Origin of the sequence: Bradyrhizobium betae (genome assembly GCF_050632175.1) — a bacterium.
Classification (GTDB): Bacteria; Pseudomonadota; Alphaproteobacteria; order Rhizobiales; family Xanthobacteraceae; genus Bradyrhizobium; species Bradyrhizobium betae_B.
Genome location: NZ_CP192576.1, coordinates 2,953,022 through 2,979,835, shown reverse-complemented (window position 1 = coordinate 2,979,835; position 26,814 = coordinate 2,953,022). Strand labels below are relative to the sequence as shown.

Sequence of the window (26,814 nt, the reverse complement as noted above, 5' to 3'; positions counted from 1 at the left end):
CACCCAATAGGACGGTGCGGCAACGCACAACGCTAACAGATCAGGATTAGGACTGCTGAATGGTTGATACCAAGACCCCTGACGACAAGAAGCTGAGCGTTCCGAGCAAGACGCTATCGCTCAAGCCACGCGTCGAAACGGGCACTGTGCGCCAGAGCTTCAGCCATGGCCGCAGCAAGCAGGTCGTGGTCGAGAAGCGCGGCAAGCGCCGGATCGACGGCAGCCCCGAGCCGCAGGCTCCGACGGTTGTCGCAAAGCCGGCACCGGCCGCTCCCGCGCCGCGTCCCGGCACGCCCGCTCCCTCGCGCCCGGCGCCGCCGCGTAACTCCGGCTCCGGCGCGGTGCTGCGCACCCTGACCGAGGACGAACGTTCCGCCCGCGCCAGCGCGCTGGCCGATGCCAAGGTGCGCGAAGTCGAAGAGCGCCGCCAGGCCGAGGAAGAGGCCCAGCGCCGCTCCGTTCGCGAGGCCGCCGAGCGCGCCGATCGCGAAGCCGCCGAATCCCGCCGCAAGGCCGAGGAAGAGCGCCATCGTCACGAGGACGAAGCCAAGCGCAAGGCCGAGACCGAAGCCAAGAAGCGTTTTGGCGAAGGCGAGCAGCCGTCTGCTCCCCGCCCGGCATCAACTGCGGCGGCCCCGGCCGCTCCTGCGCCGCGTCCCGGCGCGCCCGCAGCTCGCCCCGGCACCACCACGACCACGGCACGCCCGGGAACGACGACCGCCCGCCCTGGAACGACCACGGCGCGGCCGACAGGCGGCCCATTGGGTCGCGCTCCCGCGGTCGCAGCCGGTCCGGACGAGGACGATGGTCCGCGCCAGATCCGCCGCGGACCCGGCGGCGCAGCGCGCCCTGTGGTCCCTCCCAAGCCCACGCACAAGCCCGGTCCGCAGAAAGAGCGCGGCCGTCTGACCGTCGTCACCGCGCTCAACGCAGACGAAGTGCGCGAGCGCTCGATCGCCTCATTCCGCCGCCGCACCCAGCGCCTGAAGGGCCATGCCGCGAACGAGCCGAAGGAAAAGCTCATTCGCGAGGTGATCATTCCTGAAGCGATCACCATCCAGGAGCTCGCCAACCGTATGGCCGAGCGCGCGGTGGAAATCATCCGCATGCTGATGAAGCAGGGCGCGATCCACAAGATCACCGACGTGATCGACGCCGACACCGCGCAGCTGATCGCCGAGGAACTGGGGCACACCGTCAAGCGCGTTGCCGCGTCCGACGTTGAAGAAGGCCTGTTCGACGCAACCGACGATTCCACCGACACCGAGACGCGTTCGCCCGTCGTGACGGTGATGGGTCACGTCGACCACGGCAAGACCTCGCTGCTCGACGCGCTCCGTCATGCCAACGTGGTCTCCGGCGAAGCCGGCGGCATCACCCAGCATATTGGTGCCTATCAGGTGACATCGCCGGAAAGCGGCAAGAAGATCACCTTCATCGATACGCCCGGCCACGCCGCCTTCACCGCGATGCGTGCCCGCGGCGCCAAGGTCACCGACATCGTGATCTTGGTGGTTGCCGCCGATGACGGCGTGATGCCGCAGACCATCGAGGCGATCAATCACGCCAAGGCGGCCAATGTGCCGATGATCGTGGCGATCAACAAGATCGACAAGCCCGACGCCAAGCCCGAGCGCGTGCGCACCGAACTGCTCCAGCATGAAGTGCAGGTCGAATCCTTCGGCGGCGAAGTCGTCGACGTCGAGGTGTCCGCCAAGAACAAGACCAATCTCGACAAGTTGCTCGAGATGATTGCGCTCCAGGCCGAACTCCTCGACCTGAAGACCAATTCGGATCGTCCGGCGGAAGGCACCGTGATCGAAGCCAAGCTCGATCGCGGCCGCGGTCCGGTGGCGACCGTGCTGGTGCAGCGCGGCACGTTGCGGGTCGGTGACATCATCGTCGCCGGCGCCGAGATGGGCCGCGTCCGTGCCCTCATCAACGATCAGGGCATCACCATCGACGAAGCCGGTCCGTCAGTGCCGGTCGAAGTGCTCGGCTTCAACGGTCCGCCGGAAGCCGGCGATCGTCTCGCCGTGGTCGAGAACGAAGCCCGCGCCCGTCAGGTCACCAGCTACCGCGCGCACCAGAAGCGCGAGAACGCGGCTGCCTCGATCTCCGGCATGCGCGGCTCGCTCGAACAGATGATGTCGCAGCTCAAGACGTCGGGCCGCAAGGACTTCCCGCTGATCATCAAGGCCGACGTGCAGGGCTCGTTGGAAGCGATTTTGGGATCGCTGGAGAAGCTCGGCACCGACGAAGTCGCCGCCCGCATCCTGCATGCCGGCGTCGGCGGTATTTCGGAATCCGACGTGACGCTCGCGGAAGGTTTCAACGCCGTGATCCTCGGCTTCTCGGTTCGCGCCAACAAGGAGGCCGCTGCTGCCGCCAAGCGCAACGGCATCGAGATCCGCTATTACAACATCATCTACGACCTCGTGGACGACATAAAAAAGGCGATGAGCGGTCTGCTCGCGCCGACCTTGCGCGAAACCATGCTCGGCAATGCTTCGATCCTGGAGATATTCAACATCTCCAAGGTCGGCAAGGTTGCCGGCTGCCGCGTCACCGACGGCACCGTGGAACGCGGCGCCAATGTGCGCCTGATCCGCGACAACGTCGTCGTGCACGAAGGCAAGCTGTCGACGTTGAAGCGCTTCAAGGACGAGGTGAAGGAAGTCCAGTCCGGTCAGGAATGCGGCATGGCCTTCGAGAACTACCACGACATGCGCGCTGGCGATGTTATCGAGTGTTATCGCGTGGAGACGATTCAGCGCTCCCTGTAAGTCCAAATCTTACCGAAGCGCACGGATCTTTTTGAACTGAAATGACGAGAGTGCGGTGGCGGGATTTTTCCCGGCCATCCGCCTCTCATTCGCTTCAACAGGACAAATGACAATGCTCGTGTCCCAAGCACGGGCAATGAGGTGATTTCGAACCATGCCACGCCATCATCAGAAGAAGAGTTCCGTGCCAGGCGGAGGCTCGCAGCGCCAGTTGCGCGTCGGCGAACAGGTTCGCCACGCGATGGCCGAGATTCTGGCGCAAGGCAATGTGCATGATGCGGACCTCGAAGGTCACATCATCACCGTGCCGGAGGTGCGGATGTCGCCCGACCTGAAGCTCGCGACAGTCTACGTGATGCCGCTCGGTGGCCGCGACACCGGGGTCGTCATCGCTGCGCTCGAGCCGCAACAAGAAGTTTCTGCGCGGCGAGGTCGCGCATCGCGTTAACCTGAAATTTGCACCTGACCTTCGCTTCCGCGTCGACGAGCGATTCGACGAAGCGGAACGGATCGAGAAGCTTTTGAGAACACCTGCGGTGCAGAAGGACCTCGAACAGGATTTGGAACAGGATCCGGATACGGATCGGGAAGAAGAGCAATGACGATGGACCCGGCTCACGGCACGATCGGCGGCGAAGAGACCGATCAGCGCGACCCGCAGAAAAATAATTTTGCGGATCTGGGCGGAAATTCTCAGCCGCATCAGGAGGCGCGCCGCATCAACAACGATCCGCGCGCCAGGCCGCAGAAGGGTAACCAGCCGCGCCGCGACCGCCGCGACGTCCACGGCTGGGTCGTGCTCGACAAGCCGATCGGCATGACCTCGACGCAGGCCGTTGCCGTGCTGAAGCGCCTGTTCAACGCCAAGCGCGCGGGACACGCCGGCACCCTCGATCCGCTCGCCTCGGGCGGCCTGCCCATTGCGCTGGGAGAAGCCACGAAGACAGTTCCCTTCGTCATGGACGGCCGCAAGCGCTACCAGTTCACCGTATGCTGGGGCGAGGAACGCGACACCGACGACATCGAGGGCCGGGTGACCGCGACCTCCGACCAGCGCCCGACCCGCGAGGCCATCCTGGCCCTGTTGCCCCGCTTCACCGGGGTGATCGAGCAGGTCCCGCCGCGCTATTCCGCGATCAAGGTCCAGGGCGAGCGCGCCTATGACCTCGCCCGCGACGGCGAGATCGTGGAGCTGGCCCCCCGCCCGGTCGAGATTCACCATTTAGCCCTTGTAGATCAACCGGATAGTGACCGGGCCGTATTCGAGGCCGAGTGTGGCAAGGGCACCTATGTCCGCGCGCTCGCCCGCGATATGGGCCGGATTCTCGGCACTTATGGCCATATCTGCGCGCTGCGGCGGACCCTGGTCGGCCCATTTGACGAGAACGACATGATTCCGCTGGATCAGTTGGAGGCTTTGTGCGATAGAGCCGCGTCCGGCGAGGGTAGCCTCGCCGACGCGCTTATGCCCGTTGAGACCGCGCTGGACGACATCCCGGCACTGGCCGTCACTCGGGCTGATGCGGCAAGGCTCCATCGGGGCCAAGCCGTTTTGTTGCGCGGACGGGATGCGCCCACTAGTAGCGGCACAGTCTATGTCACGGTGGCAGGCCGTCTCTTGGCGCTTGCTGAAGTCGGCAATGGCGAAATCATCCCCAAGCGTGTGTTCAACCTGACCGGCCTGACTGCCAGCTCCGGTCGTAACGAGAGAAATTGACGATGTCGATTGCCGCAGAACGCAAAGCGGAAGTCATCAAGACGAATGCCAACAAGGCCGGCGACACCGGTTCGCCAGAGGTTCAGGTCGCGATCCTGTCGGAACGCATCGCCAACCTCACGAACCATTTCAAGACCCACGTGAAGGACAACCATTCGCGCCGCGGTCTTCTGAAGCTGGTCTCGACCCGCCGCTCGCTCCTCGACTATGTGAAGAAGAAGGACGAGGCGCGTTACAAGGCGCTGCTCGAGAAGCACAACATTCGTCGCTAAGTGTTCTCACGCGCGCCACCGGCGCGCGTTTTCGTGCGCGGGTTCGAACGAAAGCGTTGATTTAAAGGTTTTTGATCGAGGCTGCGTGCGCGTCGGGTGCGAGCCATTCAAGGCAAGCATCCGAGGCACGATCAGCGAGGACCGCAATTGGTCGTCGCTTTCGTGCCGACTGACAGTCCAGCAGCAATCCGGCGGCTGGGCACAACGGGCAAGGCGCCCGTATGACCCGAAAGGATGGACGCCATCCGAAATCCAAAAACCATGGCAGGATCGCAGGACGCTGATCGCCCGCTTCGATCAGCGTCCCGCAATCTTGCGCATGGTTTTTGTTTTTCAGGTCCGTCCTTCTTTCGAGAACCCATGAAAGAAGACCACTATGTTCAATAAGCATTCCGTCGAGATCGACTGGGGTGGACGCCCCCTCAAGCTCGAAACCGGCAAGATCGCCCGCCAGGCCGACGGCGCCGTCGTCGCCACCTACGGCGAGACCGTGGTGCTCGCCACCGTCGTCGCTGCGAAGTCGCCGCGCGAAGGCGTCGACTTCCTGCCGCTGACCGTCGACTATCAGGAAAAGACCTACGCAGCCGGCCGCATTCCCGGCGGCTATTTCAAGCGCGAGGGTCGTCCGACCGAGAAGGAGACGCTGGTCTCCCGCCTGATCGACCGTCCGATCCGTCCGCTGTTCGTCGACGGCTGGCGCAACGAGACCCAGGTGATCGTCACCGTGCTCTCCCACGACATGGAGAACGATCCCGACATCGTGGCGCTGGTGGCCTCATCGGCTGCTTTGACTTTGTCCGGCGCGCCCTTCAAGGGCCCGATCGGCGCTGCCCGTGTCGGCTTCGCCAATGACGAGTTCATCCTCAACCCGACGCTCGACGAGATGGTCGACACCCAGCTCGACCTGGTCGTCGCCGGTACTGCCGACGCCGTTCTGATGGTGGAATCGGAAGCCAAGGAGCTGAACGAAGACATCATGCTCGGCGCCGTGATGTTCGGTCACCGCCACTTCCAGCCGGTCATCAACGCGATCATCGAGCTCGCCGAGAAGGCCGCCAAGGAGCCGCGCGAAGTCACCGTGATCGACAATTCGGCGCTCGAGAAGGAAATGCTCGGCCTTGTCGAGCAGGAGCTGCGCGCCGCTTACGCCATTCCGGTCAAGCAGGATCGCTACGCCGCGGTCGGCAAGGTCAAGGAAAAGGTGATCGCCCACTATTTCCCCGAAGGGCAGGAGCCGAAATACGACAAGCTCCGCATCTCCGGCGTGTTCAAGGAGCTCGAAGCCAAGATCGTTCGCTGGAACATCCTCGACACCGGCAAGCGCATCGACGGCCGTGACAGCAAGACCGTGCGCAACATCGTCGCCGAAGTCGGCGTACTGCCCCGCGCCCACGGCTCGGCCCTGTTCACCCGCGGCGAAACCCAGGCGCTGGTTGTGACCACGCTCGGTACCGGCGAGGACGAGCAGTACATCGATGCGCTGTCCGGAACGTACAAAGAGACGTTCCTGCTGCACTACAACTTCCCTCCCTACTCGGTCGGCGAGACCGGTCGCCTCGGCGGCACCAAGCGCCGCGAGATCGGCCACGGCAAGCTCGCCTGGCGCGCGATCCACCCGGTGCTGCCGCCGCATCATGAATTCCCCTACACCACGCGCGTGGTGTCGGAGATCACCGAGTCGAACGGCTCGTCCTCGATGGCTTCGGTCTGCGGCGCTTCGCTGGCGCTGATGGATGCCGGCGTGCCGTTGAAGCGGCCGACCGCCGGTATCGCGATGGGCCTGATCCTCGAAGACAAGCGCTTCGCGGTTCTGTCGGACATTCTCGGTGACGAGGATCATCTCGGCGACATGGACTTCAAGGTCGCCGGCACCGAGCAGGGCATCACCTCGCTCCAGATGGACATCAAGATCGAGGGCATCACCGAAGAGATCATGAAGGTCGCGCTCGGCCAGGCCAAGGATGGACGTATCCACATCCTCGGCGAGATGTCGAAGGCGCTCACCAACGCCCGCGCCGAGCTTGGCGAATACGCACCGCGCATCGAGACCTTCAAGATCGCCACCGACAAGATCCGCGAAGTGATCGGCACCGGCGGCAAGGTGATCCGCGAGATCGTCGAGAAGACCGGCGCCAAGGTCAACATCGAGGACGACGGCACCGTGAAGGTCGCCTCCTCCGACGGCGAGGCGATGAAGGCCGCGATCAAGTGGATCAAGTCGATCGCGTCCGATCCGGAAGTCGGCCAGATCTATGACGGCACCGTCGTCAAGGTGATGGAGTTCGGCGCCTTCGTGAACTTCTTCGGCTCCAAGGACGGTCTCGTCCACATCAGCCAGCTCGCTTCGGCGCGCGTGCAGAAGACCTCCGACGTCGTCAAGGAAGGCGACAAGGTCAAGGTCAAGCTGCTCGGCTTCGACGACCGCGGCAAGACCCGCCTCTCGATGAAGGTCGTCGACCAGACCACCGGCGAAGACCTCGAGGGCAAGGTCGGCGACGGCGAGAAGGCTCCGCGCGAGGCGGCCGGCGAGTAATCGCCCGGAACCATCGGAATACGAAGGGCGGCCGCGAGGCCGCCCTTTTGTTGGCCGTCTGCGGCGGGCATCACCGGGATGCAATGCGCGATTCCGCCGCAGCGTCAGAATGGCTGCGCTTGAAACCGGCGACAGTCGCTGCTGCGTACCTGTTCTCACGGTCGTCCGCCGTATCCGCGGGTCGTCCCCAGACAGGAGAACCACATGTCATCCCTATCCCGGCGTCGTCTCATGTTCGCTGCAACCGGCCTCGTCGCCGCTGCCGCGGCCCCGCGCCTCGCGTTCGCGCAGGCCGCGATGGCACCCGCAGGTCCGTTCAAGCTCGATCCGCTGGCTTATCCGGCGAACGCGCTGGAACCGCATATCGATGCCAGGACGATGGAGATCCATCACGACCGTCATCACCAGGCGTTCATCACCAACCTGAACAATTTCGCTAAGGACAATCCGCAGATCGCGGACAAACCTGTCGGTGATGTGCTCGGCAATCTCGGTGCCGTGCCCGAAGCGATCCGCACTGGCGTCCGCAACAGCATGGGCGGTCACGCCAACCATACCATGTTCTGGCAAATTATGGGGCCGAATGGCGGCAAGCCGGAAGGCGCCCTGCTCGCCGCAATCGACGGCGATCTCGGCAGCATGGAAAAATTCCAGACCGACTTCAACGCTGCCGGCGGACGCGTGTTCGGTTCGGGCTGGGTGTTCGTGACGGTCGGCAAGGATGGCAAACTTGCGATCGAGACGCGTCCCAACCAGGACAATCCGATGATGGACGGCAAGCGTGCGCTGCTCGGCAACGACGTCTGGGAGCACGCCTATTACCTGAACTACCAGAACCGCCGAGCCGATTATCTCAAGGCATGGTGGAACACAGTGAGCTGGAAAGTCGTAGGTGAACGCTATGCCGCCGCCAAGGCCGGCACACTCGGCGTGTGAGGGCGATCGCGCCACGAAAAAGGGCGGCTTCTCGGCCGCCCTTTTGTTTATCGCTTGCTGATCAGGATCAGGCCACGATGTCGTAGCGGTCGAGGTTCATCACCTTGGTCCAGGCCTTGGCGAAGTCCTTGACGAACTTCTCCTTGGCGTCCGACGTCGCGTAAACTTCAGCGTAGGCACGAAGCTGCGAGTGTGCGCCGAAGATCAGGTCGACGCGCGTGCCGGTCCACTTGACCGAATTGGTCTTGCGGTCGCGGGCCTCGTAAGTGCCGTCGGCCGCCTGCGTCCACTGCGTGCTCATGTCGAGCAGGTTGAGGAAGAAGTCGTTGCTCAGCGTTCCCACCTTCGAGGTGAGGACGCCGTGCTTCGAACCGTTCGCATTGGCGCCGAGCACACGCAGGCCACCGAGAAGCACCGTCATCTCCGGGCCGGTGAGCCGCAGCAGCTGCGCGCGATCGACGAGGGCTTCCTCCTGCTGCATGAACTGATGCCGCTTGCCGATGAAGTTGCGGAAACCATCGGCGCGAGGCTCCAGCGGAGCAAAGGAAGCAGCGTCGGTCTGCTCCTGCGATGCATCCATGCGGCCCGGCGTGAACCCGACCTTCACGTCGACGCCGGCATCCTTCGCGGCCTTCTCGACCGCGGCGGTGCCGCCGAGCACGATCAGGTCGGCCAGCGAGACCTTCTTCGCGCCTGACGACGCGTTGAAGTCCTTCTGGATCGCTTCGAGCTTGCCGAGGACCTTCGCGAGCTGCGCTGGCTCGTTCACCTCCCAATCCTTCTGCGGGGCGAGGCGGATACGAGCACCATTGGCGCCGCCGCGCTTGTCCGAGCCGCGGAACGTCGAGGCCGACGCCCATGCCGCCGAGACCAGCTCCGGCACCGAGAGACCCGAGGCCAGGATCTTCGTCTTCAGCGCGGCGATGTCCTGATCGCTGGCCAGCTCGTGATTCACGGCCGGGATCGGATCCTGCCAGATCAGCGTCTCCTTCGGCACCAGTGGGCCGAGATAGCGCTGGATCGGCCCCATGTCGCGATGGGTGAGCTTGAACCAGGCGCGGGCAAACGCATCCGCGAACTGATCCGGATGCTCGAGGAAGCGCCGCGAGATCTTCTCATAGGCCGGGTCGAAGCGCAGCGAGAGGTCGGTGGTCAGCATCGTCGGCCGATGCTTCTTCGACTTGTCGAAGGCGTCGGGAATGATCGCGTCGGCGCCCTTGGCCGTCCACTGGTTCGCACCGCCCGGGCTCTTCGTCAGCTCCCACTCGAAGTTGAACAGGTTCTCGAAGAAGTTGTTGCTCCATTTGGTCGGCGTGGTCGTCCACGTCACCTCGAGACCGCTGGTGATGGCATCGCCCGAGTGGCCCGAGGCGTGCTTGCTCTTCCAGCCGAGGCCTTGGTCCTCCAGTGCGCCCGCTTCCGGCTCCGGTCCGACCAGCGACGGATCGCCCGCACCATGGGTCTTGCCGAAGCTGTGGCCGCCGGCGATCAGCGCCACCGTCTCTTCGTCGTTCATCGCCATGCGCGCGAAGGTCTCGCGGATGTCCTTGGCGGCAGCGACCGGATCCGGCTTGCCGTTCGGACCTTCCGGGTTGACGTAGATGAGCCCCATCTGCACCGCGCCGAGCGGCTCGGCGAGCTCGCGTTCGCCGCTGTAGCGCTCATCGCCCAGCCAGGTGCCTTCCGGGCCCCAATAGAGCTCTTCCGGCTCCCAGACGTCGACACGGCCGCCGGCAAAGCCAAACGTCTTGAAGCCCATCGACTCCAGCGCGACGTTGCCGGCGAGCACCATCAGATCGGCCCAGGAAAGCTTGCGGCCGTATTTCTGCTTGATCGGCCAGAGCAGACGGCGGGCCTTGTCGAGGTTGGCGTTGTCGGGCCAGCTGTTGAGCGGCGCGAAACGCTGCTGACCGGCGCCGGCGCCACCGCGACCGTCCGTGGTGCGGTAAGTGCCCGCGCTGTGCCAGGCCATGCGGATCATCAGGCCGCCATAGTGACCGAAGTCGGCGGGCCACCATTCCTGCGAGTCGGTCATCAGCGCGGTCAGGTCCTTGATGACCGCGTTCAGGTCGAGCGTTTTGAATTCCTTGGCGTAGTCGAAGTCGCCGTCCATCGGATCGGACTTGTCGGAATTCCGATGCAGCATTTCGATGCTGAGCTGGGTTGGCCACCAATCGCGGTTTGCCGGCACGCGTTTTCCACCCGAAAACGGGCACTTTGAAGTGTCGTCCATGAATACCTCCTCTGGTGGCGCGAACTCGCGCCTTTGACCAGGTAGAACCACTCTAAGCCTCCCATTCCATCAGGGGAAGTTGACTTTAATGATCGCTGCGATAGGATTTTCTGATGGTCAACGTGACAATGCGCCAGCTCCGGTATTTCGATGCGCTGGCGCGCCATGGTCATTTCGGCCGTGCGGCGGAGGCCAGCTCGATCTCGCAGCCGGCCCTGTCGATGCAGATCAAGGAACTGGAGGACGCGCTCGGCGGTCTGCTGCTCGAGCGCAGCGCCCGGCAGGTGGCCCTGACCCGTTTCGGCGAAGAGCTCGCGCCGCGCGTCCGTGACATCCTGCGCTCGGTCGACGAACTCGGCGATTTCGCGCGCGCCTCGCAGGACCGCTTCGTCGGGCGGCTGCGGATCGGCATGATCCCGACGATCGCGCCCTATCTGCTCCCCACGATCACCAAGAATCTCACGCGCATGCATCCGGAGCTCGACATCCGCGTGCGCGAGACGATGACACCCCGGCTGATCCAGGAACTGGTCGAAGGCCGGCTCGACACGGCCATCGTCGCATTGCCGGTGTCGGAACCGTCGCTCACCGAGGTCGCGCTGTTCGACGAGAAATTCCTGCTGGTCCGGCCGAGTTCCGATGAAGGCACGCCGGTGCCATCGCGCGAGATGATGCGCGAGATGCGGCTGTTGCTGCTCGAAGAAGGACACTGCTTCCGCGATCAGGCGCTGTCCTTCTGCAACATGCAGTCGTCGCCACCGCGCGAGATGCTCGACGCGAACTCGCTGTCGACGCTGGTCCAGATGGTCAGCGCCGGCATCGGCGTGACCTTGATTCCGGAGATGGCCGTGCCGGTGGAGACGCGCTCCGCCTCTGTCTCGCTGGCGCGCTTCCGCGACCCCGAACCTTCGCGCACCATCGGCATGGTCTGGCGCAAGACCAGCCCGCTGGCGCGCCAGCTCCTGCAGATCTCCGAGGTGGTGTGCCTGTCGGCCGGCAAGGTGCGCGCACGTCAACCCGCGCGCAGCTCGCGAGCCTGACGCCCCCATGTCGGATCCGATCATCCGCCCCGCACGTGCCGACGAATATGACGAGGTCGGCCGCGTCTGGATGGAGAGCTGGGTCTCGACCGGGCTCGGCGAGGCCAGCGACTTCCTGCTGGCGAATCTGCGTGCACGTGTCAGGCGGGAGATCGAGCACGGCTGGAGCCTGTTCGTCGCCGACGACAACGGCACGATCGCCGCGATGCTGGCGCTGCATCTGCCAAAGCTCTATCTCGACATGCTGTTCGTCGGACCCGCCTATCAGGGGCAATCGCTCGGACGAACATTGCTCGCCTTCACGCGCACGCAAATGCCGGATGAGATGTATTTGCGTTGCGTGCGCGAAAACGAAAGGCCTGGCGCTGGTACGAGCGCGAAGGTTTTGTGTTCGAGAAGGAAGAGCTCGAACCGTCGAACGGTTTCGTGATGAAGTACTACCGGTGGAAACGGCGACCGGCCGGATAGGCAGCGAGCTCTGGTGCAGCTTGCGGTTGTCATGATCCCCACCTATTGTGGTGGACAGATCTCCTTCCGCTGCTCGATGCCCTGGAATCCATGGTTCGATTTGCTGTTTCCGTAATCGCACTGCTCTGCCCTCTCGCTCTGGCAGCAGCTCAAACCCCTCCTGCGACCACGCCTCCCGCGAAGCCGGCAGTCAAGAAATCGGCAGCAAAGACGAGAGCGGCGGTCGCCAAACCGGAGCAGCCGGCAAACGCCGGCCCGTGCCGCCTCGGAGTGATCTCGGTGATCGGCGAGCGCTACTCCGTACAAAAATTTGGCGTGACGATCTTCGAGGCTGAGGAAAACGAAGTCCCAATCGACTGGGGCCTCGACGATCTTGTTTTCGCACGCGTGCGTGCGGCAGCGAACAACGATCCCTCCGTACGCAGGATCGCCTATCCGAAGGGGGCCTTCGATCCCTTCTATCATGCGAAGGCGATCTTCATACCGGACCCGAAGGAGAGTCTGCCGGTGATCGTGAAGGGCTTCACCGCGAATGCAAGTTGCGATCGCTATCTCGTCGCAACCACGTTCAAGACGAAGCTGCCGAACTCGAACATGACGCTGAATGGCATCGGCACCTACAATCAGGGGCTCGGCAAAATCATCCGGCACTCTCACATTTTCGCCAATGTTGCGATCACGCTGATTGACGGCCGCAGCTACGAGCAGATCAAGCGTCCCCTTACCGATATCGGCGCGAATCTCGCCGCAAATATGCGTCTGTTTGAAGACCCGATCACCAAGCTCGACAACTCGCTGTTCCCCGATCCGCCCGATACGGCTTCGACCAACGCGGCGCTCCGCGAGAGAACTCGCGCGCTCGTCGTAGACAGGCTTGACCGGAGCATCCCCGGCTATTTGAAGGAAGACTGAGCCGCGCGCCTTTGCCCGCCTACTCCGACGTCTTCAAGTCGTCCGGCCTCGGCATCAGGATGGTGTTGTAGCCGGAATCGACATAGTGGATTTCGCCGGTCACGCCGCCGGAGAGATCCGACAGCAGATACAGCGCCGAGCCGCCGAGTTCATCGAGCGTGACGCCGCGGCGGAGCGGCGAATGCTTTTGCATGAAGGCGAACATCGCGCGCGCCTCGCCGATGCCGGAGCCGGCGAGCGTGCGGATCGGCCCTGCGGAAATCGCGTTGATGCGAATGCCGCGCAGTCCGAAATCGGAGGCCAGATAGCGCACCGACGCTTCCAGCGCCGCCTTGGCCACGCCCATCACGTTGTAGTTCGGCATGGCGCGCTCCGAGGCGCCGAAGGTCAGCGTGATCATGCTGCCGCCCTCGGTCATCAGCTCGGCGGCGCGCTTGGCCACCTCCGTGAACGAGAAGCAGGAGATCACCATGGTGCGCGAAAAATTCTCGCGGCTGGTGTCGGCGTAGCGGCCCTTCAGCTCGTTCTTGTCGGCGAAGCCGATGGCATGGATCACGAAATCCAGCCGGCCCCATTTTTCACGGAGCGCATCGAACGTCGCATCGACACTGGCGATGTCTTCGACGTCGCAAGGCAGCACCAGATCGACACCCAGCTGCTCCGCCAGCGGCTTGACGCGCTTGCCGAGGGCTTCGCCCTGGAAGGTGAAGGCGAGCTCGGCGCCATGGGCATGCAGCGTCTTCGCCATACCCCAGGCGATCGAATGATCATTGGCGATGCCCATGATCAGACCGCGCTTGCCCTTCATCAAACCTTCCATCTTGTGATCACCTTCCGCTTTCGTCATGCCTAAGACGTGGATGGCCGGGACAAGCCCGGCCATGACGAGAAATCACGAACGCGTCGACAAGAACGTCACACATCCAGCCGGCTGAACACCAGCGTGGCGTTGGTGCCGCCGAAGCCGAAGGAGTTCGACAGCACGGTGCCGATCTTGACGTTGTCGATGCGCTTGCGCACGATCGGCATGTCGGCGAATACGGGATCGAGCTCCTGGATGTGCGCGCTCTCGCAGATGAAGCCGTTGTTCATCATCAGCAGCGAGTAGATCGCTTCCTGCACACCGGTGGCGCCCAGCGAGTGGCCAGTCAGCGCCTTGGTCGCCGAGATCGGCGGGCACTTCTCGCCGACGCCGAACACCTTTCGGAGCGCCTCGATTTCCGGCGGATCGCCGGCCGGCGTCGAGGTGGCGTGCGGATTGATGTAGTCGACTTTGGTCTTCACCGTCGACATCGCCATGCGCATGCAGCGCTCGGCGCCTTCGCCTGACGGTGCGACCATGTCGTAACCATCGGACGTCGCGCCGTAGCCGACGATCTCGCCATAAATGCGCGCGCCGCGCGCCTTGGCATGCTCGAGTTCTTCGAGCACGAGGACTCCCGCGCCCCCGGCGATGACAAAACCGTCGCGGTTGACGTCGTAGGGACGCGAGGCGGTGGCGGGCGTGTCGTTGTATTTCGAGGACATCGCGCCCATGGCGTCGAACAGCACCGACAGCGACCAGTCCAGTTCCTCGCAGCCGCCTGCAAAGATGATGTCCTGCTTGCCGATCTGGATCGTCTCATAGGCGTTGCCGACGCAATGGTTCGAGGTCGCGCAGGCCGAGGAGATCGAATAGTTCACGCCCTTGATCTTGAACCAGGTCGCGAGCGTTGCGGAGGCGGTGGACGACATCGCTTTCGGCACTGCAAACGGACCGACGCGCTTCGGTCCCTTGGTGCGGGTGATGTCGGCCGCCTCGACGATCGTGCGGGCGGACGGGCCGCCGGAGCCCATGATGATGCCTGTGCGGATGTTGGAGACGTCGTCAGGCGACAGACCGGAGTCCTGGATCGCCTGCTCCATCGCGATGTGATTCCAGGCCGCGCCCTGGCCGAGGAAGCGCATCGCGCGACGGTCGACGACCGTCGCAGGATCAAGTGTCGGCGCACCTTGCACCTGCGAACGGAAGCCGAGCTCGGCATATTTCTCAGCCCGCGAAATGCCCGACTTCGCCTCGTGAAGGCTCGCAAGCACTTCCTGGGTGTTGTTTCCGATGGACGAGACGATTCCCATCCCGGTGACCACAACCCGCCTCATGACAGCCTCGCCTAAATCGTTGTCTTTCTTGGTGATGCGCGTTAGCTCAGGCTCGTGCCCTGCTTGAACAGGCCGACCTTCAGATCCTTCGCGCGATAGATAATCTGGTCATCGACCGAAAGCCACCCGTCGGCGATGCCGAGCACGAGCTTTGAACGCATCACGCGTTTGATGTCGACGTTGTACACAACCTTGCGGGCCTCGGGCAGCACCTGGCCGCTGAACTTTAATTCGTTCAGCCCGAGCGCGCGCCCACGACCTTCGCCCCCGGTCCAGCCCAGAAAAAGCCGACCATTTGCCACAGCGCATCGAGGCCGAGGCAGCCGGGCATGACAGGATCGTTCTTGAAGTGGCAGCCGAAGAACCAGAGGTCGGGCTTCACGTCGAGTTCGGCGCGCACCACGCCCTTGCCGTGCTCGCCGCCGTTATCACTGATTTCCGTGATGCGGTCGAACATCAGCATCGGCGGCAGCGGCAGCTGGGCATTGCCCGGGCCGAACATCTCGCCGCGGGCACATGCCAGCAGATCTTCGTATTCGTAACCGTTGCGCCTGTTCAACATGCGGAAGCCTCTGTTCTAACCCCGATTGAGCGGCGTTTCTGGCAAAAATCGGCCCCGTTTGGTTCGGCAAGCAGCGCCAATTGTCGTCATCAGGCGCGAATGCCGGGAGCCCGGATGGTCTGCAGACCAGGCCTCAATGCCTGGCAGCGCCAAAATCGGTTAGCGGAACCGCGCGCTCTCTAACACAGGCGATTTCGGGTGGCAAAGCGGTCTCATGAAGGTAAAATGACGCGATCCTCGCCCGGTTCCAAGCCTGATTAGAACCTCTCTAGTTGCGAGAAACTTGCATGTGCATCTATCTGTCCATATATTGCATATAGATAGTGTCCACGCGTGCCCGAAGTTGGAAATGAGCGAGAATTCAGCGCCCCGTCACGACGACGACATCCATGCCGCGGCCCTTTTGTCCGGCCGCCAGCCGGCGTTGACCGGTTGCCCATGGCATGACGTCAACGAAATGCTCCAGTCCGCGGGGCTTCGTCCGACGCGCCAGCGCATGGCGCTCGGCTGGCTTCTGTTCGGCAAGGGTGCACGCCACCTCACGGCTGAAATGCTCTACGAGGAAGCGACGCTGGCCAAGGTCCCGGTCTCGCTGGCGACCGTCTACAACACACTGAACCAGCTCACCGATGCCGGCCTGCTGCGTCAGGTCAGCGTCGACGGCACCAAGACCTATTTCGACACCAACGTCACCACCCACCACCACTACTATCTCGAGAACAGCCACGAGCTGGTCGACATCGAGGATCCGCATCTGGCGCTGTCCAAGATGCCGGAAGTACCGGAGGGTTACGAGATCGCGCGGATCGACATGGTCGTGCGCCTGCGCAAGAAGCGCTGAGATAAATCCAGGACTGTTGAATTCGTCGTCATGGCCGGGCTTGTCCCGGCCATCCACGTTTTGGGGCCAAGCAAAGGTGCGTCGATGCCCGGGACAAGCCCGGGCATGACGGCCAGGGCGGCAGCTTGCCCTCAGCCAAGCGTCAGTTGACCTGCTCGTCCGAGTAGACGCCCCAGAGGCGTTCCTGCTGGATCCACCCGTCGAATCCATTGCCGGTGACGCGGCACCAGTTTGCGCTGCACTTCTTCACCTGCGTGACGACGCCGGCCTGGAGCTTTGCTGCAACGGCGCTTTCGGGATCGGCCCGGTCGTAGATCGGCGCGAGCTCGTCCTTGTGCTTCATGGTGACGACCGCGGTGCGGCGACCCGACAGCAGCGAATGATAGACCCAGCCCTCGGCGCCTTCGGAATCGCGCACCCGGCGCCAGTTCTCGAACTCCGCGGTGATTTCGACCGGCAGACCGGACCGGGTGTAGACCCAGGCCACGTCATTGTCCTTGGTCGGACCGGCGCGGACGTTCACGTGATCCGATTTGAGGCTGACATAGCGCGGCACCGGCAGGCCGCTGGCGGTCTGGGGCGTGTTGTCCTTCGCTGAATGCGAGGGGCTGACCGAGGCGCTCAACCAGGTGCAAACGAGCGCCATCACCGAACAAAAACGCCCCAACGCCATCAACCCGTCTCCTGTGGAAAACCTGGCTGAGCCAGGTCCTCACCCCAATTCCAAAACCCTGCCGCGCGAACCCCAACCCGCCCCACGCGGGTGTTCCCGAACCCTTTGCCCGTGGTTCTTGTCTTGGCCCGGCCTTCTGCTAGAGAGGACGGACATCTGAACAACCAGTTTGCCCCGATTTTCCGGCCGGAAATGTCGGGAGAGCTTGAAGGAAACGCCGGGGACGGCACGGCATTCGCAGTGTCGAACAACCGGGTTAATGAGGCCTCAACGGCCGGCCTTTGGCGACAGGGGCAGCCTGCGGCGCCTCATGAGGGCAGGACATGTCGGTGAAGAAAAAGCCCCTCGTCGTGGTGACGCGCAAGCTGCCGGACTCGATCGAGACCCGGATGCGCGAGCTGTTCGACGCGCGGATCAATCTCGAGGACACACCGATGTCGGCGGAGCAGATCGCGGAGGCCGCGCGCACCGCCGATGTGCTGGTTCCGACCGTCACCGATCACATCAGTGCCGACATCGTCAACCAGCCCGACTGCAAGCTGAAGCTGATCGCCAATTTCGGCAACGGCGTCGACAATATCGACGTCGAGGCGGCGCATGCCCGCGGCATCACCGTCACCAACACGCCGAAAGTCCTGACCGAAGACACCGCCGACATGACCATGGCGCTGATCCTGGCCGTGCCGCGCAGGATGATCGAAGGCGCCTCCATTCTCACCGAAGGAAAGCCCTGGCCCGGCTGGTCGCCGACCTGGATGCTCGGCCACCGCATCGGCGGCAAACGCCTCGGCATCATCGGCATGGGCCGCATCGGCCAGGCGGTCGCGCGCCGCGCCCGCGCCTTCGGCCTGCAGATCCACTATCACAACCGCCGCCCCGTGGCGCCCAAGATCGCCGAAGAGCTTGGCGCGACCTATTGGGAAAGCCTCGACCAGATGCTGGCGCGGATGGACATCATCTCGGTGAACTGTCCGCACACCCCGGCGACCTATCATCTGCTCTCGGCGCGGCGGCTGAAGCTGATCCGGAAAGACGCCTACATCGTCAACACTGCGCGCGGCGGGGTGACCGACGAGGACACGCTGATCAAGCTGATCGAAGGCGGCGAGATCGCCGGCGCCGGCCTCGACGTCTACGAGCACGAGCCCGCGGTCAATCCAAAGCTGGTGCGGCTCGCCAAGGCCGGCAAGGTGACGTTGCTGCCGCATATGGGTTCGGCCACGATCGAAGGCCGCGTCGAGATGGGCGAGAAGGTGATCATCAACATCCGCACCTTCCTCGACGCGCACAAGCCGCCGGATCGCGTGCTGCCGAGCATGCTCTGAGGTTATTTGCTGCGCGCTTCGCGCTTGCGCCAATCAGCGACGAAGTCGATGAAGGCGCGCAGCGCGGGCGGCGTCTGGCGGCGGCTCGGATAGTACAGGAACGGTCCGGGAAACGGCTCGCACCAGTCCTCCATCAAGCTGACCAGCGCGCCGGATGTCACGGCATCATGGACGTAGCCGTCGAGCGTTGCCCAGATGCCGACGCCGTCGAGCACGGCGCGCATGGCAAGGCCCATATTGGTCGAGATCAGCTTCGCCGGCGGATCGACCTTCACGACCTGGCCGGCCTTCTCGAACTCGAGATCATGCATGACGCCGCTCGAGTAACGGGCGCGGATGCAGTCATGGTCGAGCAGGTCCTTTGGATGTTTCGGCCGGCCGTGGCGCGCGATGTAATCGGGCGAAGCGACCACGACATAGCTCTGTGGACCGCTCAGCGGGATCGCCACCATGTCCTGCGCCAGATGCTCACCATAGCGCACGCCCGCGTCGTAGCCTCCACTGACGATGTCGACGAAACCGCTTTCGCTGACGATATCGAGATCGATCTGCGGATGCGCGCCAAGAAACGGCCCGACCATCGGCGCGAGCACGAGATCGACCGCCGGCGGTGGTGCGTTGATGCGCAGGCGGCCCGAGGCGACTTCACGGAGGCCGCGGACCTGATCCAGGGCGTCGCCGACATCGCGCAGCGCGGGGGCCACGCGCGACAGCAAAAGCTCGCCCGCCTCGGTCAGCGCGACGCTGCGGGTGGTGCGGTTCATTAGGCGGACCCCGAGGCGCTCCTCCAGATCCCGGAGCCGCTGGCTAAGGCTCGACACGGACACACGAATTTCGACCGCGGCGCGCCTGAAATTGCGGGTGCGGGCCACTGCCACGAAGGCGTCGAGATCGCGCAGGTCGGGATCGGCCATTGTTCGATATTGTGAACAAGCCATTCTGGATTGTCCAGCTTATCGACGCAATCAGGCAGGCGCATATCTCGTCTCGTCACGCGGCGCCATCAGCCGCCTTTCGAGGAGAGCCATCATGGAACAGCGTAAACTCGGTTCGACGGGCCCGACCGTCTCCGCCCTCGGTCTCGGCTGCATGGGCATGTCGGAGGTCTATGGCCCCGCCGATCGCGACGAGAGCATCGCCACGGTCCACGCCGCGCTCGATGCCGGCATCACGCTGATGGATACCGGCGATTTCTACGCGATGGGGCACAACGAGTTGCTGGTGCGGGAAGCGCTGAAAGGTGTGCCGCGCGAAAAAGTGCAGATCAGCGTCAAGTACGGCGCGCTGCGCGGTCCGGCCGGCGACTTCATCGGAATGGACACACGGCCGGCCGCGACCAAAAATTTCCTCGCTTACTCGCTGCAGCGGCTCGGCACCGATTACATCGACATCTACCGTCCGGCGCGGCTCGATCCCGGCGTTCCCATCGAGGAAACCATCGGCGGCCTCGCCGATCTCGTGAAGGCCGGTTACATCAGGCATATCGGCCTGTCCGAGGTGGGCTCAGACACCATCCGCCGCGCGCATGCCGTGCATCCGATCGCCGATCTCCAGATCGAATATTCGTTGATCGAGCGTGGCATCGAGCGCGACATCCTGAAGACGTGCCGCGAGCTTGGCATCGGCATCACTGCCTATGGCGTGCTGGCGCGTGGCCTGATCAGCGGCCATTGGTCGAAGGACTCCGGCAAGACCGGCAAGGACTACCGGCTGATGACGCCGCGCTTCCAGGGCGCGAACCTCGACGCCAATCTTACGCTGGTTGAGCAGCTGCGTGCGATCGCCGCCGCGATCGGCGCGACTCCCGCGCAGGTCGCCATCGCCTGGGTCGCGGCGCAGGGCAAGGAGATCATACCGCTGGTCGGCGCGCGAACTCGCACCCGTCTCGCCGAGGCGCTCGGCGCGACCAAGGTGACGCTGGCGCCGGTTCATCTTGCCGCACTGGCGAAAGCATTTCCGCCGGATGTCGCCGCGGGTACGCGCTATGCCGCGGAGCAGATGGCGCATCTCGATAGCGAGAAACCAGCCACCCGATAACGACGGCAATCAGGTGCGATGGGCGCTGAGGTCCGCGACCACAGGCCCATCGCCATTGAGCGGATTGGCGGGATCGCGCGCGTAGCGCAGCGTCTCGAAGCGCATCGCGCGCGCATCGACCATCAGGAGGCGGCCGACCAGGCCGTCGCCGAAGCCGACGATCTCGCGGATCGCCTCCAGCGCCATCATCGAGCCCATGACGCCCGCAAGCGCGCCCATGACGCCGGCCTCCGCGCAGGCCGGCACCGTGCCCGGCGGCGGCGCTTCCGGAAACAGGCAGCGATAGGTCGGGTTGAACACGCCGTCGGCGTTGGTCTCATGCGCGCGGATGGTGGTGAGCGAGCCGTCGAAGGTGCCGAGCGCCGCCGTGATCAGCGGCTTCTTCGCGAAGAAGCAGGCGTCGGAAACCAGATAGCGCGTCGCGAAATTGTCGGAGCCGTCGAGCACGAGATCGTAGTCGCCGATCAGGCTGAGCGCATTGTCGGCGCTGAGCCAGGTGGCGTGACCGACGAAGCGGACATGCGGATTCAGGGCCGCGATCCGCTCGCCTGCGCTCTCGACCTTGTGGCGGCCGATGTCGGGCGTCGCGTGGATCACTTGGCGCTGGAGATTCGACAGCGATACAACGTCGTCATCGACCACGCCGAGCGTGCCGATGCCGGCGGCCGCCAGATACATGAGAGCGGGCGCACCGAGCCCGCCGGCGCCAATCACCAACGCGGAGGCCTTTTTCAGCGCAGCCTGGCCCGGCCCACCGACATCGCGCAGCACGATATGGCGGGCATAGCGTTCGAGTTCATCCGGGCTCAGCAACTTCTCTTCTCCTGAACCAGCCCAACATTGTTCGCGACCAACGAGATGTGCTTCAATGGCGGCACGTTCAATGGTCAATTTGCAATGGGCTGGCTGGATTTGTCATGAGATCGATGCTTGCGGCAACACTGATGTTGACGGCGGCCACAGGCGCGAGCGCCCAGATAACGAAGCCACAGGTGCCCGGCACCAAGCCAAAAGTGGTCCAGACCGTCCCGATCAAGCCGCCGGCCCTGCAGACGCCGTCGGAGACGGCGGACGGCATGACGCAAGGAGAGCGGCTGTCGCTGCAGTCCGACCTCGCCTGGGTCGGCCAGTATAACGGCGCCATCACCGGCGACGTCAGCGCGCGCATGGTCGAGGCGATCAAGGAATACCAGAAGCTCAAGGGCGGCAAGCCCACCGGCGTGCTCAATCCGCAGGAGCGCGCTGCGCTCGCCGAGACCGCGCGTCGGAGGCAGGAGGGCGTCGGCTGGAAGCTTGTGACGGAAATGACCAGCGGCGCGCGGCTCGGCATTCCCTCAAAGCTGGTGCCGCAGCAGGCCACCGATGCCAACGGATCGAGATGGACCTCGCCGACAGGAACGGTGCAGGTGCTGCTCAGCCGCCGCAAGGAGGCAAACCCCACCACGGCAAAGCTCGCCGAACTGGAGAAGAAGGAGCCGGCCGGGCGCAAGGTCGACTACACCGTGGTGAAGCCCGATTTCTTCGTGCTGTCAGGACTCCAGGGCCTGAAGAAATTCTACGTGCGCGGCACCTTCAAGGGCGACGAGGTCCGCATCATGACGATCCTCTACGACCAGGCGACCGAGAACACGGTCGAGCCTGTCGTGATCGCGATGTCGAGCGCGTTCAACGCGTTTCCCTCAGGGACGCAAGCCGGGCCGCCGCCGCGCAAGACTGTCGAATACGGCACCGGCATCGTCGTCAGCGACGACGGCGCGATCGTCGCCGACCGCCTCGTCACCGACAGCTGCCTTGCGATCACCATCGCCGGCTACGGCAGCGCCGACCGTCTCGCCGAGGACAAGGAGCACGATCTCGCGCTGCTGCACATTTATGGCGCGCGTGGCCTGAAGCCACTCAGCCTCGCGGGTGGCGGGGCAAAGACAAGCGTCGATGTCGTGGGCATCGCGGATCCACAAAGCCAGGCCGGCGCTGCCGCCGTGTCGAGCCTCAAGGGCGCGCTGGCACCTGTCGGTGGCGGCGATTCCGCGCTGTCACCGCCGCCGTCGGTCGGATTTTCCGGTAGCCCGGCGATCGATGGTGACGGCAAGTTCGCCGGCGTTTCGCTATTGAAGCCGGTAATGGTCGCGGGGCCTGCGACAGCGGTGCCGGCATCACAGGCCGTGATGGTCTCCGCGGAAACTGTGCGCGATTTCCTCAAAGCAAACGGCGTCACGGCGAATGGCACATCGACGGATGCGAAAGCTGCCGTCGTGCGCGTGATCTGCGTAAGGAAGTAATTCAGACGGCGCCCGCGCTTCGTCTCCCGTCTCGATGCGTGCGGTCAAGACATGTCACGCCGCCGAGCCATGCAGCTTCCGCTCGGCCTCACGAGGCTTTTGCGGAAGTCGCCAGATTTTCGAGAGGGGCTGTCAGGCGGCAGATGAGACCGGTCGAATCATAGGAAACGTCGACAGAACCTCCGAAATCGTCTTCCAGCACGCGGGAGATGAGGCGTGAACCAAAGCCCACGCGGGCTGGCGTCGACGCCATTGGCCCGCCCAATTCCTGCCAGACAAAAACGAACCTTGGCTCTCCGTCCTGATCGCCCGCCGTCCAGGTGATCGACACGCGGCCGCTCGCCACAGTCAGCGCGCCGTATTTCAAAGCGTTGGTCGCGAGCTCATGAATCGCCAGGGACAGGCCGAGCGCCTGTCGGGACTTGACGACAAGTGGCGGCCCCGAAACCGTGAAGCGGCCTTCGCCTGTCTGATAAGGGATGAGAGCGGTGTCGATCACATCCCGAAGCGGAGCGGCAGCCCAGTTTGCTGCGGTCAACAGGTCATGCGCGCGTCCGAACGCGCCAAGTCGTGCCTGGTACTTTTCGAGGTCGGCTTTGCTGGATGGCTCGCGAAATGTCTGCGCGGCGACCGCACTCAGGACTGCAAGCGTGTTCTTGACGCGGTGCTTCAGCTCTTCGTTGATGAGGGCCAGCGCTTCTCTTGTCGTATGCTCGGACGTGACATCCTTGCAGACGACAAGCACGCCGCCCACTTTGCCCTCGAAATCGATCGGGCCGAAGCTATACGTCCACCAGACGTCCTCGCGACGACCATGACGCGTCACCGGGACAAGTTGGTCCTCATTCCATGTCGCGCCCTTGCCGGCCATGACGTGCTCGATCTGAGGACCAATGACGTCCCAGATTTCTGCCCAACACTCGCGGCCACCTGCTCCCAGAGCACTTGGATGCCTTTCGGGCCCCATCGTCTCCCGATATGCGTCGTTGTAGAACTGGACGAGGTCCGGCCCCCACCAGATGAACATCGGGTGACGCGAGGTCAGAACGAGCCGCACCGTAACGCGAAGACTTTGAGGCCAGGTTTCCGGGGAGCCTACCGACGTTTTCGACCAGTCGAACGCGCGCGTCAGAGCGCCCATCTCGCCGCCTTCGGCCAGGAAGTCGCTGGCTCCATCTCCACCCATACGCACAACCTTACCCGGACACCGACCTGTCGTCAGAGTTCCGTAGCATACAGTGCACGACTCATGTCGTCATCCGCCTCAGTCAGGCCGAGCATCCGGCATCTGCCGGACGCAGCGAATACCCTTGTCCAGAAATTGCCAATGACGTTCAAAAACCGCCAGAGTGTTCCGGAGATACACGACTAACTCAGCCTGAACCGCACGCCGCTTCGTGCAAGCCCGCCTGAAATCCCGACTGGCGTGCCATCCGCGCGCCAGCAGGCGGCGCCGGTCATGGTGCCGTCGTCATGGAAGGCGATGCCGTTCATGCCGCCGGCGACCGTCGCAACGGGCTGCACCTTGTGGCCGAGCGCGGCGAGCCTCAAACGCACGGCCTCCGGCATTGCCTGCTCGACCTCGAGCGCGTTCCCCTCGGTCCACACGCGCGGCGCCTCGACCGCCTCCTGCAAGGTCATGCCGTGGTCGATCAGATTGACCAGCGCCTGCATCGCGCTCGGGAAGATGCGCTTGCCGCCGGGCAGGCCGAGCGCGTAACGCAGCCTGCCGCCGTTCAGCGCCATCATCGGCGACATCGAAGTCGTCACGCGCTTGCCCGGCGCCAGCGACAGCGCGTGACCGGGGCGCGGATCGAACAGGTTCATGTAGTTGTTGGCGATCGCACCGAGCCCCGGGATCATGATCTTGGCGCCGAACAGATTGTTGATGGTCTGCGTGGTCGCGACCACGTTGCCGAAGCTGTCTGCCGCCGTCATGTGCGTGGTGTGAGCACCTTCGAGCGGCGACACGCCGGCGCCCCAGGCCTGCGCCCGCGACGGATCGATGGCGCGGCGGCGCTCCTCGGCATAGGCTTTCGAGGTCAGCTTCTCCACGGGCACGCCGACATAGTCAGGGTCGCCGCTCGCCGCGGCGCGATCGGCAAAGGCGATCTTCAGGACCTCGGCGAGATAGTGAATGGTCTCCGGTGTGCCGAAACCGAGGCCGCCGATGTCGTAACCTTCGAGGATGTTGAGCATCTGCGCGATGTGCACGCCGGAGGCCGCGGGCGGCGGCGGGCCAAGGATGGTCCAGCCGCGATAGTCGGCACGGATCGGCTGCCGTTCGACGGTCTTGTAGCTGGTGAGATCGTTGCGGCGGATGAAGCCGCCGGCCTTCTCCATGTAGTCGGCGAGGATGTCGCCGAGCGGCCCCTCGTAGAGTGCGGTCTCACCGTGATCGGAAATATAACGCAGCGTCTCGGCATATTCGGCTTGCACGACGCGCTCGCCGACCTTCAGTGGCGCACCGTCAGGCAGATAGATCGCTGAGATCGGCTTGTCCTTGCGCATCTCGGCGGCGCTCTCACTGATGCATTCGTGCAAATAGGGCGTCGCCGCATAGCCGCGCGCGGCGTGCTTGATGGCGGGCTGCATCACGTCGGCAAGGCTCATGGTGCCGAAGCGTCGCAGCGTCTCACACCAGGCCTTCAGCGAGCCCGGTGTGGCAACCGCCTTCGGACCGTTGAGGTTCTCGTTGCCGACGGTGTCGAACACGTCATGCGCCGAGCCGGGTTTGGAGGTGTAACTGGTGTCGCGCACCGCCGCAGGCACGGTGCTCTGGCCGTCGATGAAGCGATGGCTGCCGTCCGCCAGGCGGATATGCGCCATGCCGCCGCCGATGATGCCGACCATCATCGGCTCGACCACGGTCAGCGTGAACAGGGTTGCGATCGCGGCATCGATGGCGTTGCCACCCGCGGCCAGCATCTCCGCGCCGGCGCTCGACGCCAGCGGATGGTTGCTGACCACCATGCCGCGGCTCGAGACCGCGGGCATCTTCTGGCATTCAAAGGTCGTTGCCGTCCGGTCGCGCCAGTTTCCGCTCATGCCGCCTGCCTTTCCTGTTCACCGCGGCGAGCACATCACACGCAGGATTACGGGTCCAGTAATGGTACGGATTAGCTGTCATTCCCGATTCTGCCATCATCGTTACTGCTGATTCGGACATCCGCGATCCCCTTTGGATCGGGCCGGCACGTCCTGAGCGAGAAGAGCTCAGCATCCCCATAGATGCACGTTCGCGTGGCGTTTTCCTGACCCGAGCACTCCAAAGGATTCATCTTCCAATGCACACGATCGTACTCGCCACCCAAAAGGGCGGCAGCGGCAAGAGCACCCTCGCCATCGGCCTCGCGCTCGCAGCCAAGCATGCAGGCTTCTCCGTCCGCCTGATCGAGACCGACCCTCAGGGCACCCTGTCCAACTGGCAGCGACGCCGCAACAATGACGATCTCGTCGTCGAGCCAATCTATCACGCCGCCGATCTCGAACCGCGCCTGAAGATGCTGGCCGACAGCGGCCTCCAGCTCGCGATCATCGACACCGCAGCCGGCCTCAGCGCCGCGACCACCGCAGCGATCCGCCACTCTGACCTCTGCCTGATTCCGGCCCGCCCGAGCGTAGCCGACATCGAGGCGACCGTCTCCACGCTCAGCGTCGCGCGCGCCTGGAAGCGGCCCTACAGCTTCGTGCTGAACCAGACGCCGATCCGCGGCCAGCGCATCGACAACGCGGCCAACACGCTCGCCGAAGAAGCCGCGCTCGATCTGGCCGACGTGCTCGCGCGCCCGCTGATCGTGATGCGCAACGACCATCAGGACTCGCTCGCCAGCGGCCTCGCTGTCAGCGAGTTCGCGCCGAACGGCAAGTCGGCGGACGAGATCCGCGGCCTCTGGCGCTGGATCGAGACCCGGCTCGAGCTCGAAGCCACCACCAATGTGCTGATCGACCAGGTGATCTCGGCCGCGGACGGCATGTTGCACGTCGCCACCGAGCTCGCGGCGGACGAGACCACGACACTGGCGTCCTGAGCGGGGCATCGCTCGGACGGCAGCCGGCCC

The 26,814-nt window shown here is 64.1% G+C and carries 20 protein-coding genes and 3 pseudogenes; 14 read left to right on the top strand and 9 right to left on the bottom strand.

Annotation, left to right across the window (positions count from 1 at the left end; translation table 11 throughout):
* Positions 1–59: 59 nt before the first annotated feature.
* The 6 genes and pseudogenes from infB (at position 60) to ACQ86E_RS14390 (ending at position 8,244) form a co-directional block, all read left to right on the top strand.
* A complete protein-coding gene (gene infB / locus ACQ86E_RS14415) occupies positions 60–2,786 on the top strand; it encodes a translation initiation factor IF-2 (protein WP_431205927.1) in 2,727 nt (908 codons plus the stop codon).
* Between the two features lie 154 nt (positions 2,787–2,940).
* Positions 2,941–3,388 (top strand): annotated as a pseudogene (gene rbfA, locus ACQ86E_RS14410) (30S ribosome-binding factor RbfA).
* A complete protein-coding gene (truB, locus tag ACQ86E_RS14405; protein ID WP_431205926.1) occupies positions 3,385–4,503 on the top strand; it encodes a tRNA pseudouridine(55) synthase TruB in 1,119 nt (372 codons plus the stop codon). The pseudogene rbfA and the gene truB overlap by 4 nt, the downstream one beginning before the upstream one ends.
* Positions 4,504–4,505: 2 nt before the next feature.
* On the top strand, positions 4,506–4,775 hold the full coding sequence (gene rpsO, locus ACQ86E_RS14400; RefSeq protein WP_007598346.1) for a 30S ribosomal protein S15: 270 nt from the start codon (positions 4,506–4,508) through the stop codon (positions 4,773–4,775).
* Positions 4,776–5,151: 376 nt separating this feature from the next.
* A complete protein-coding gene (pnp, locus tag ACQ86E_RS14395) occupies positions 5,152–7,308 on the top strand; it encodes a polyribonucleotide nucleotidyltransferase (RefSeq protein ID WP_431205925.1) in 2,157 nt (718 codons plus the stop codon).
* 204 nt (positions 7,309–7,512) lie between these two features.
* Positions 7,513–8,244, top strand: coding sequence for a superoxide dismutase (locus tag ACQ86E_RS14390; RefSeq protein WP_431205924.1), 732 nt, complete (start codon positions 7,513–7,515; stop codon positions 8,242–8,244).
* Between the two features lie 67 nt (positions 8,245–8,311).
* Here ACQ86E_RS14390 and katG read toward each other — a convergent pair whose 3' ends face one another.
* Positions 8,312–10,477 (bottom strand): catalase/peroxidase HPI, encoded by a 2,166-nt coding sequence (gene katG / locus ACQ86E_RS14385; protein WP_431205923.1) that lies wholly within the window; start codon positions 10,475–10,477, stop codon positions 8,312–8,314.
* A gap of 113 nt (positions 10,478–10,590) precedes the next feature.
* Here katG and ACQ86E_RS14380 point away from each other — a divergent pair, with 113 nt between their 5' ends.
* From ACQ86E_RS14380 to ACQ86E_RS14370, 3 genes and pseudogenes are all read left to right on the top strand, one after another.
* Positions 10,591–11,517: a LysR substrate-binding domain-containing protein gene (locus ACQ86E_RS14380; protein WP_431205922.1), complete on the top strand. Its 927-nt coding sequence runs from the start codon at positions 10,591–10,593 to the stop codon at positions 11,515–11,517.
* Between the two features lie 7 nt (positions 11,518–11,524).
* Positions 11,525–11,985, top strand: a pseudogene (locus ACQ86E_RS14375) (GNAT family N-acetyltransferase).
* Between the two features lie 45 nt (positions 11,986–12,030).
* On the top strand, positions 12,031–12,897 hold the full coding sequence (locus tag ACQ86E_RS14370; protein ID WP_431205921.1) for a hypothetical protein: 867 nt from the start codon (positions 12,031–12,033) through the stop codon (positions 12,895–12,897).
* A 19-nt stretch (positions 12,898–12,916) separates the two neighbouring features.
* Here the strand turns inward: ACQ86E_RS14370 and fabI are convergent, their stop codons facing one another.
* The 3 genes and pseudogenes from fabI to fabA all read right to left on the bottom strand — a co-directional run bounded on the left by fabI (position 12,917) and on the right by fabA (position 15,598).
* Positions 12,917–13,717 (bottom strand): enoyl-ACP reductase FabI, encoded by an 801-nt coding sequence (fabI, locus tag ACQ86E_RS14365; RefSeq protein WP_431206475.1) that lies wholly within the window; start codon positions 13,715–13,717, stop codon positions 12,917–12,919.
* A gap of 95 nt (positions 13,718–13,812) precedes the next feature.
* Positions 13,813–15,036, bottom strand: coding sequence for a beta-ketoacyl-ACP synthase I (fabB, locus tag ACQ86E_RS14360; protein WP_431205920.1), 1,224 nt, complete (start codon positions 15,034–15,036; stop codon positions 13,813–13,815).
* Positions 15,037–15,077: 41 nt separating this feature from the next.
* Positions 15,078–15,598: pseudogene (gene fabA, locus ACQ86E_RS14355) on the bottom strand (bifunctional 3-hydroxydecanoyl-ACP dehydratase/trans-2-decenoyl-ACP isomerase).
* A 349-nt stretch (positions 15,599–15,947) separates the two neighbouring features.
* Here fabA and irrA point away from each other — a divergent pair.
* Positions 15,948–16,439, top strand: coding sequence for an iron response transcriptional regulator IrrA (gene irrA, locus ACQ86E_RS14350; protein ID WP_431205919.1), 492 nt, complete (start codon positions 15,948–15,950; stop codon positions 16,437–16,439).
* A 142-nt stretch (positions 16,440–16,581) separates the two neighbouring features.
* Here the strand turns inward: irrA and ACQ86E_RS14345 are convergent, their stop codons facing one another.
* Entirely contained in the window at positions 16,582–17,112 is a 531-nt protein-coding gene (locus ACQ86E_RS14345; protein ID WP_431205918.1) for an SH3 domain-containing protein, read from the bottom strand.
* Between the two features lie 323 nt (positions 17,113–17,435).
* Between ACQ86E_RS14345 and ACQ86E_RS14340 the strand changes: the two genes are divergently transcribed.
* A complete protein-coding gene (locus tag ACQ86E_RS14340) occupies positions 17,436–18,437 on the top strand; it encodes a 2-hydroxyacid dehydrogenase (RefSeq protein ID WP_431205917.1) in 1,002 nt (333 codons plus the stop codon).
* 2 nt (positions 18,438–18,439) lie between these two features.
* On the opposite strand, the gene ACQ86E_RS14335 is transcribed toward ACQ86E_RS14340, so the two are convergent.
* Positions 18,440–19,351: a LysR family transcriptional regulator gene (locus ACQ86E_RS14335; protein ID WP_431205916.1), complete on the bottom strand. Its 912-nt coding sequence runs from the start codon at positions 19,349–19,351 to the stop codon at positions 18,440–18,442.
* Between the two features lie 115 nt (positions 19,352–19,466).
* Between ACQ86E_RS14335 and ACQ86E_RS14330 the strand changes: the two genes are divergently transcribed.
* Positions 19,467–20,474 carry an aldo/keto reductase gene (locus ACQ86E_RS14330; RefSeq protein WP_431205915.1) on the top strand — a complete coding sequence of 336 codons (1,008 nt, stop codon included), beginning with the start codon at positions 19,467–19,469 and terminating at the stop codon, positions 20,472–20,474.
* A 9-nt stretch (positions 20,475–20,483) separates the two neighbouring features.
* Here ACQ86E_RS14330 and ACQ86E_RS14325 read toward each other — a convergent pair whose 3' ends face one another.
* Positions 20,484–21,287, bottom strand: a complete 804-nt coding sequence (locus tag ACQ86E_RS14325; RefSeq protein ID WP_431205914.1) for a HesA/MoeB/ThiF family protein — start codon at positions 21,285–21,287, stop codon at positions 20,484–20,486.
* Between the two features lie 104 nt (positions 21,288–21,391).
* Here ACQ86E_RS14325 and ACQ86E_RS14320 point away from each other — a divergent pair, with 104 nt between their 5' ends.
* Positions 21,392–22,753: a serine protease gene (locus tag ACQ86E_RS14320; protein ID WP_431205913.1), complete on the top strand. Its 1,362-nt coding sequence runs from the start codon at positions 21,392–21,394 to the stop codon at positions 22,751–22,753.
* 88 nt (positions 22,754–22,841) lie between these two features.
* On the opposite strand, the gene ACQ86E_RS14315 is transcribed toward ACQ86E_RS14320, so the two are convergent.
* Both ACQ86E_RS14315 and ggt read right to left on the bottom strand, forming a co-directional pair.
* Complete coding sequence (locus ACQ86E_RS14315) at positions 22,842–23,894, bottom strand: sensor histidine kinase (RefSeq protein WP_431205912.1); 1,053 nt, start codon at positions 23,892–23,894, stop codon at positions 22,842–22,844.
* A 227-nt stretch (positions 23,895–24,121) separates the two neighbouring features.
* Positions 24,122–25,801, bottom strand: coding sequence for a gamma-glutamyltransferase (ggt, locus tag ACQ86E_RS14310; RefSeq protein WP_431205911.1), 1,680 nt, complete (start codon positions 25,799–25,801; stop codon positions 24,122–24,124).
* Between the two features lie 239 nt (positions 25,802–26,040).
* Between ggt and ACQ86E_RS14305 the strand changes: the two genes are divergently transcribed.
* Entirely contained in the window at positions 26,041–26,784 is a 744-nt protein-coding gene (locus tag ACQ86E_RS14305; protein WP_431205910.1) for an AAA family ATPase, read from the top strand.
* Positions 26,785–26,814: the final 30 nt, after the last annotated feature.

Coding starts and splice junctions, on each gene's coding strand:
- infB (WP_431205927.1), top strand. CDS start 60: ATGGTTGATACCAAGACCCCTGACGACAAGAAGCTGAGCGTTCCGAGC.
- truB (WP_431205926.1), top strand. CDS start 3,385: ATGACGATGGACCCGGCTCACGGCACGATCGGCGGCGAAGAGACCGAT.
- rpsO (WP_007598346.1), top strand. CDS start 4,506: ATGTCGATTGCCGCAGAACGCAAAGCGGAAGTCATCAAGACGAATGCC.
- pnp (WP_431205925.1), top strand. CDS start 5,152: ATGTTCAATAAGCATTCCGTCGAGATCGACTGGGGTGGACGCCCCCTC.
- ACQ86E_RS14390 (WP_431205924.1), top strand. CDS start 7,513: ATGTCATCCCTATCCCGGCGTCGTCTCATGTTCGCTGCAACCGGCCTC.
- katG (WP_431205923.1), bottom strand. CDS start 10,477: ATGGACGACACTTCAAAGTGCCCGTTTTCGGGTGGAAAACGCGTGCCG.
- ACQ86E_RS14380 (WP_431205922.1), top strand. CDS start 10,591: ATGGTCAACGTGACAATGCGCCAGCTCCGGTATTTCGATGCGCTGGCG.
- fabI (WP_431206475.1), bottom strand. CDS start 13,717: ATGGAAGGTTTGATGAAGGGCAAGCGCGGTCTGATCATGGGCATCGCC.
- fabB (WP_431205920.1), bottom strand. CDS start 15,036: ATGAGGCGGGTTGTGGTCACCGGGATGGGAATCGTCTCGTCCATCGGA.
- irrA (WP_431205919.1), top strand. CDS start 15,948: ATGAGCGAGAATTCAGCGCCCCGTCACGACGACGACATCCATGCCGCG.
- ACQ86E_RS14345 (WP_431205918.1), bottom strand. CDS start 17,112: ATGGCGTTGGGGCGTTTTTGTTCGGTGATGGCGCTCGTTTGCACCTGG.
- ACQ86E_RS14340 (WP_431205917.1), top strand. CDS start 17,436: ATGTCGGTGAAGAAAAAGCCCCTCGTCGTGGTGACGCGCAAGCTGCCG.
- ACQ86E_RS14335 (WP_431205916.1), bottom strand. CDS start 19,351: ATGGCCGATCCCGACCTGCGCGATCTCGACGCCTTCGTGGCAGTGGCC.
- ACQ86E_RS14330 (WP_431205915.1), top strand. CDS start 19,467: ATGGAACAGCGTAAACTCGGTTCGACGGGCCCGACCGTCTCCGCCCTC.
- ACQ86E_RS14320 (WP_431205913.1), top strand. CDS start 21,392: ATGAGATCGATGCTTGCGGCAACACTGATGTTGACGGCGGCCACAGGC.
- ACQ86E_RS14315 (WP_431205912.1), bottom strand. CDS start 23,894: ATGGGCGCTCTGACGCGCGCGTTCGACTGGTCGAAAACGTCGGTAGGC.
- ggt (WP_431205911.1), bottom strand. CDS start 25,801: ATGAGCGGAAACTGGCGCGACCGGACGGCAACGACCTTTGAATGCCAG.
- ACQ86E_RS14305 (WP_431205910.1), top strand. CDS start 26,041: ATGCACACGATCGTACTCGCCACCCAAAAGGGCGGCAGCGGCAAGAGC.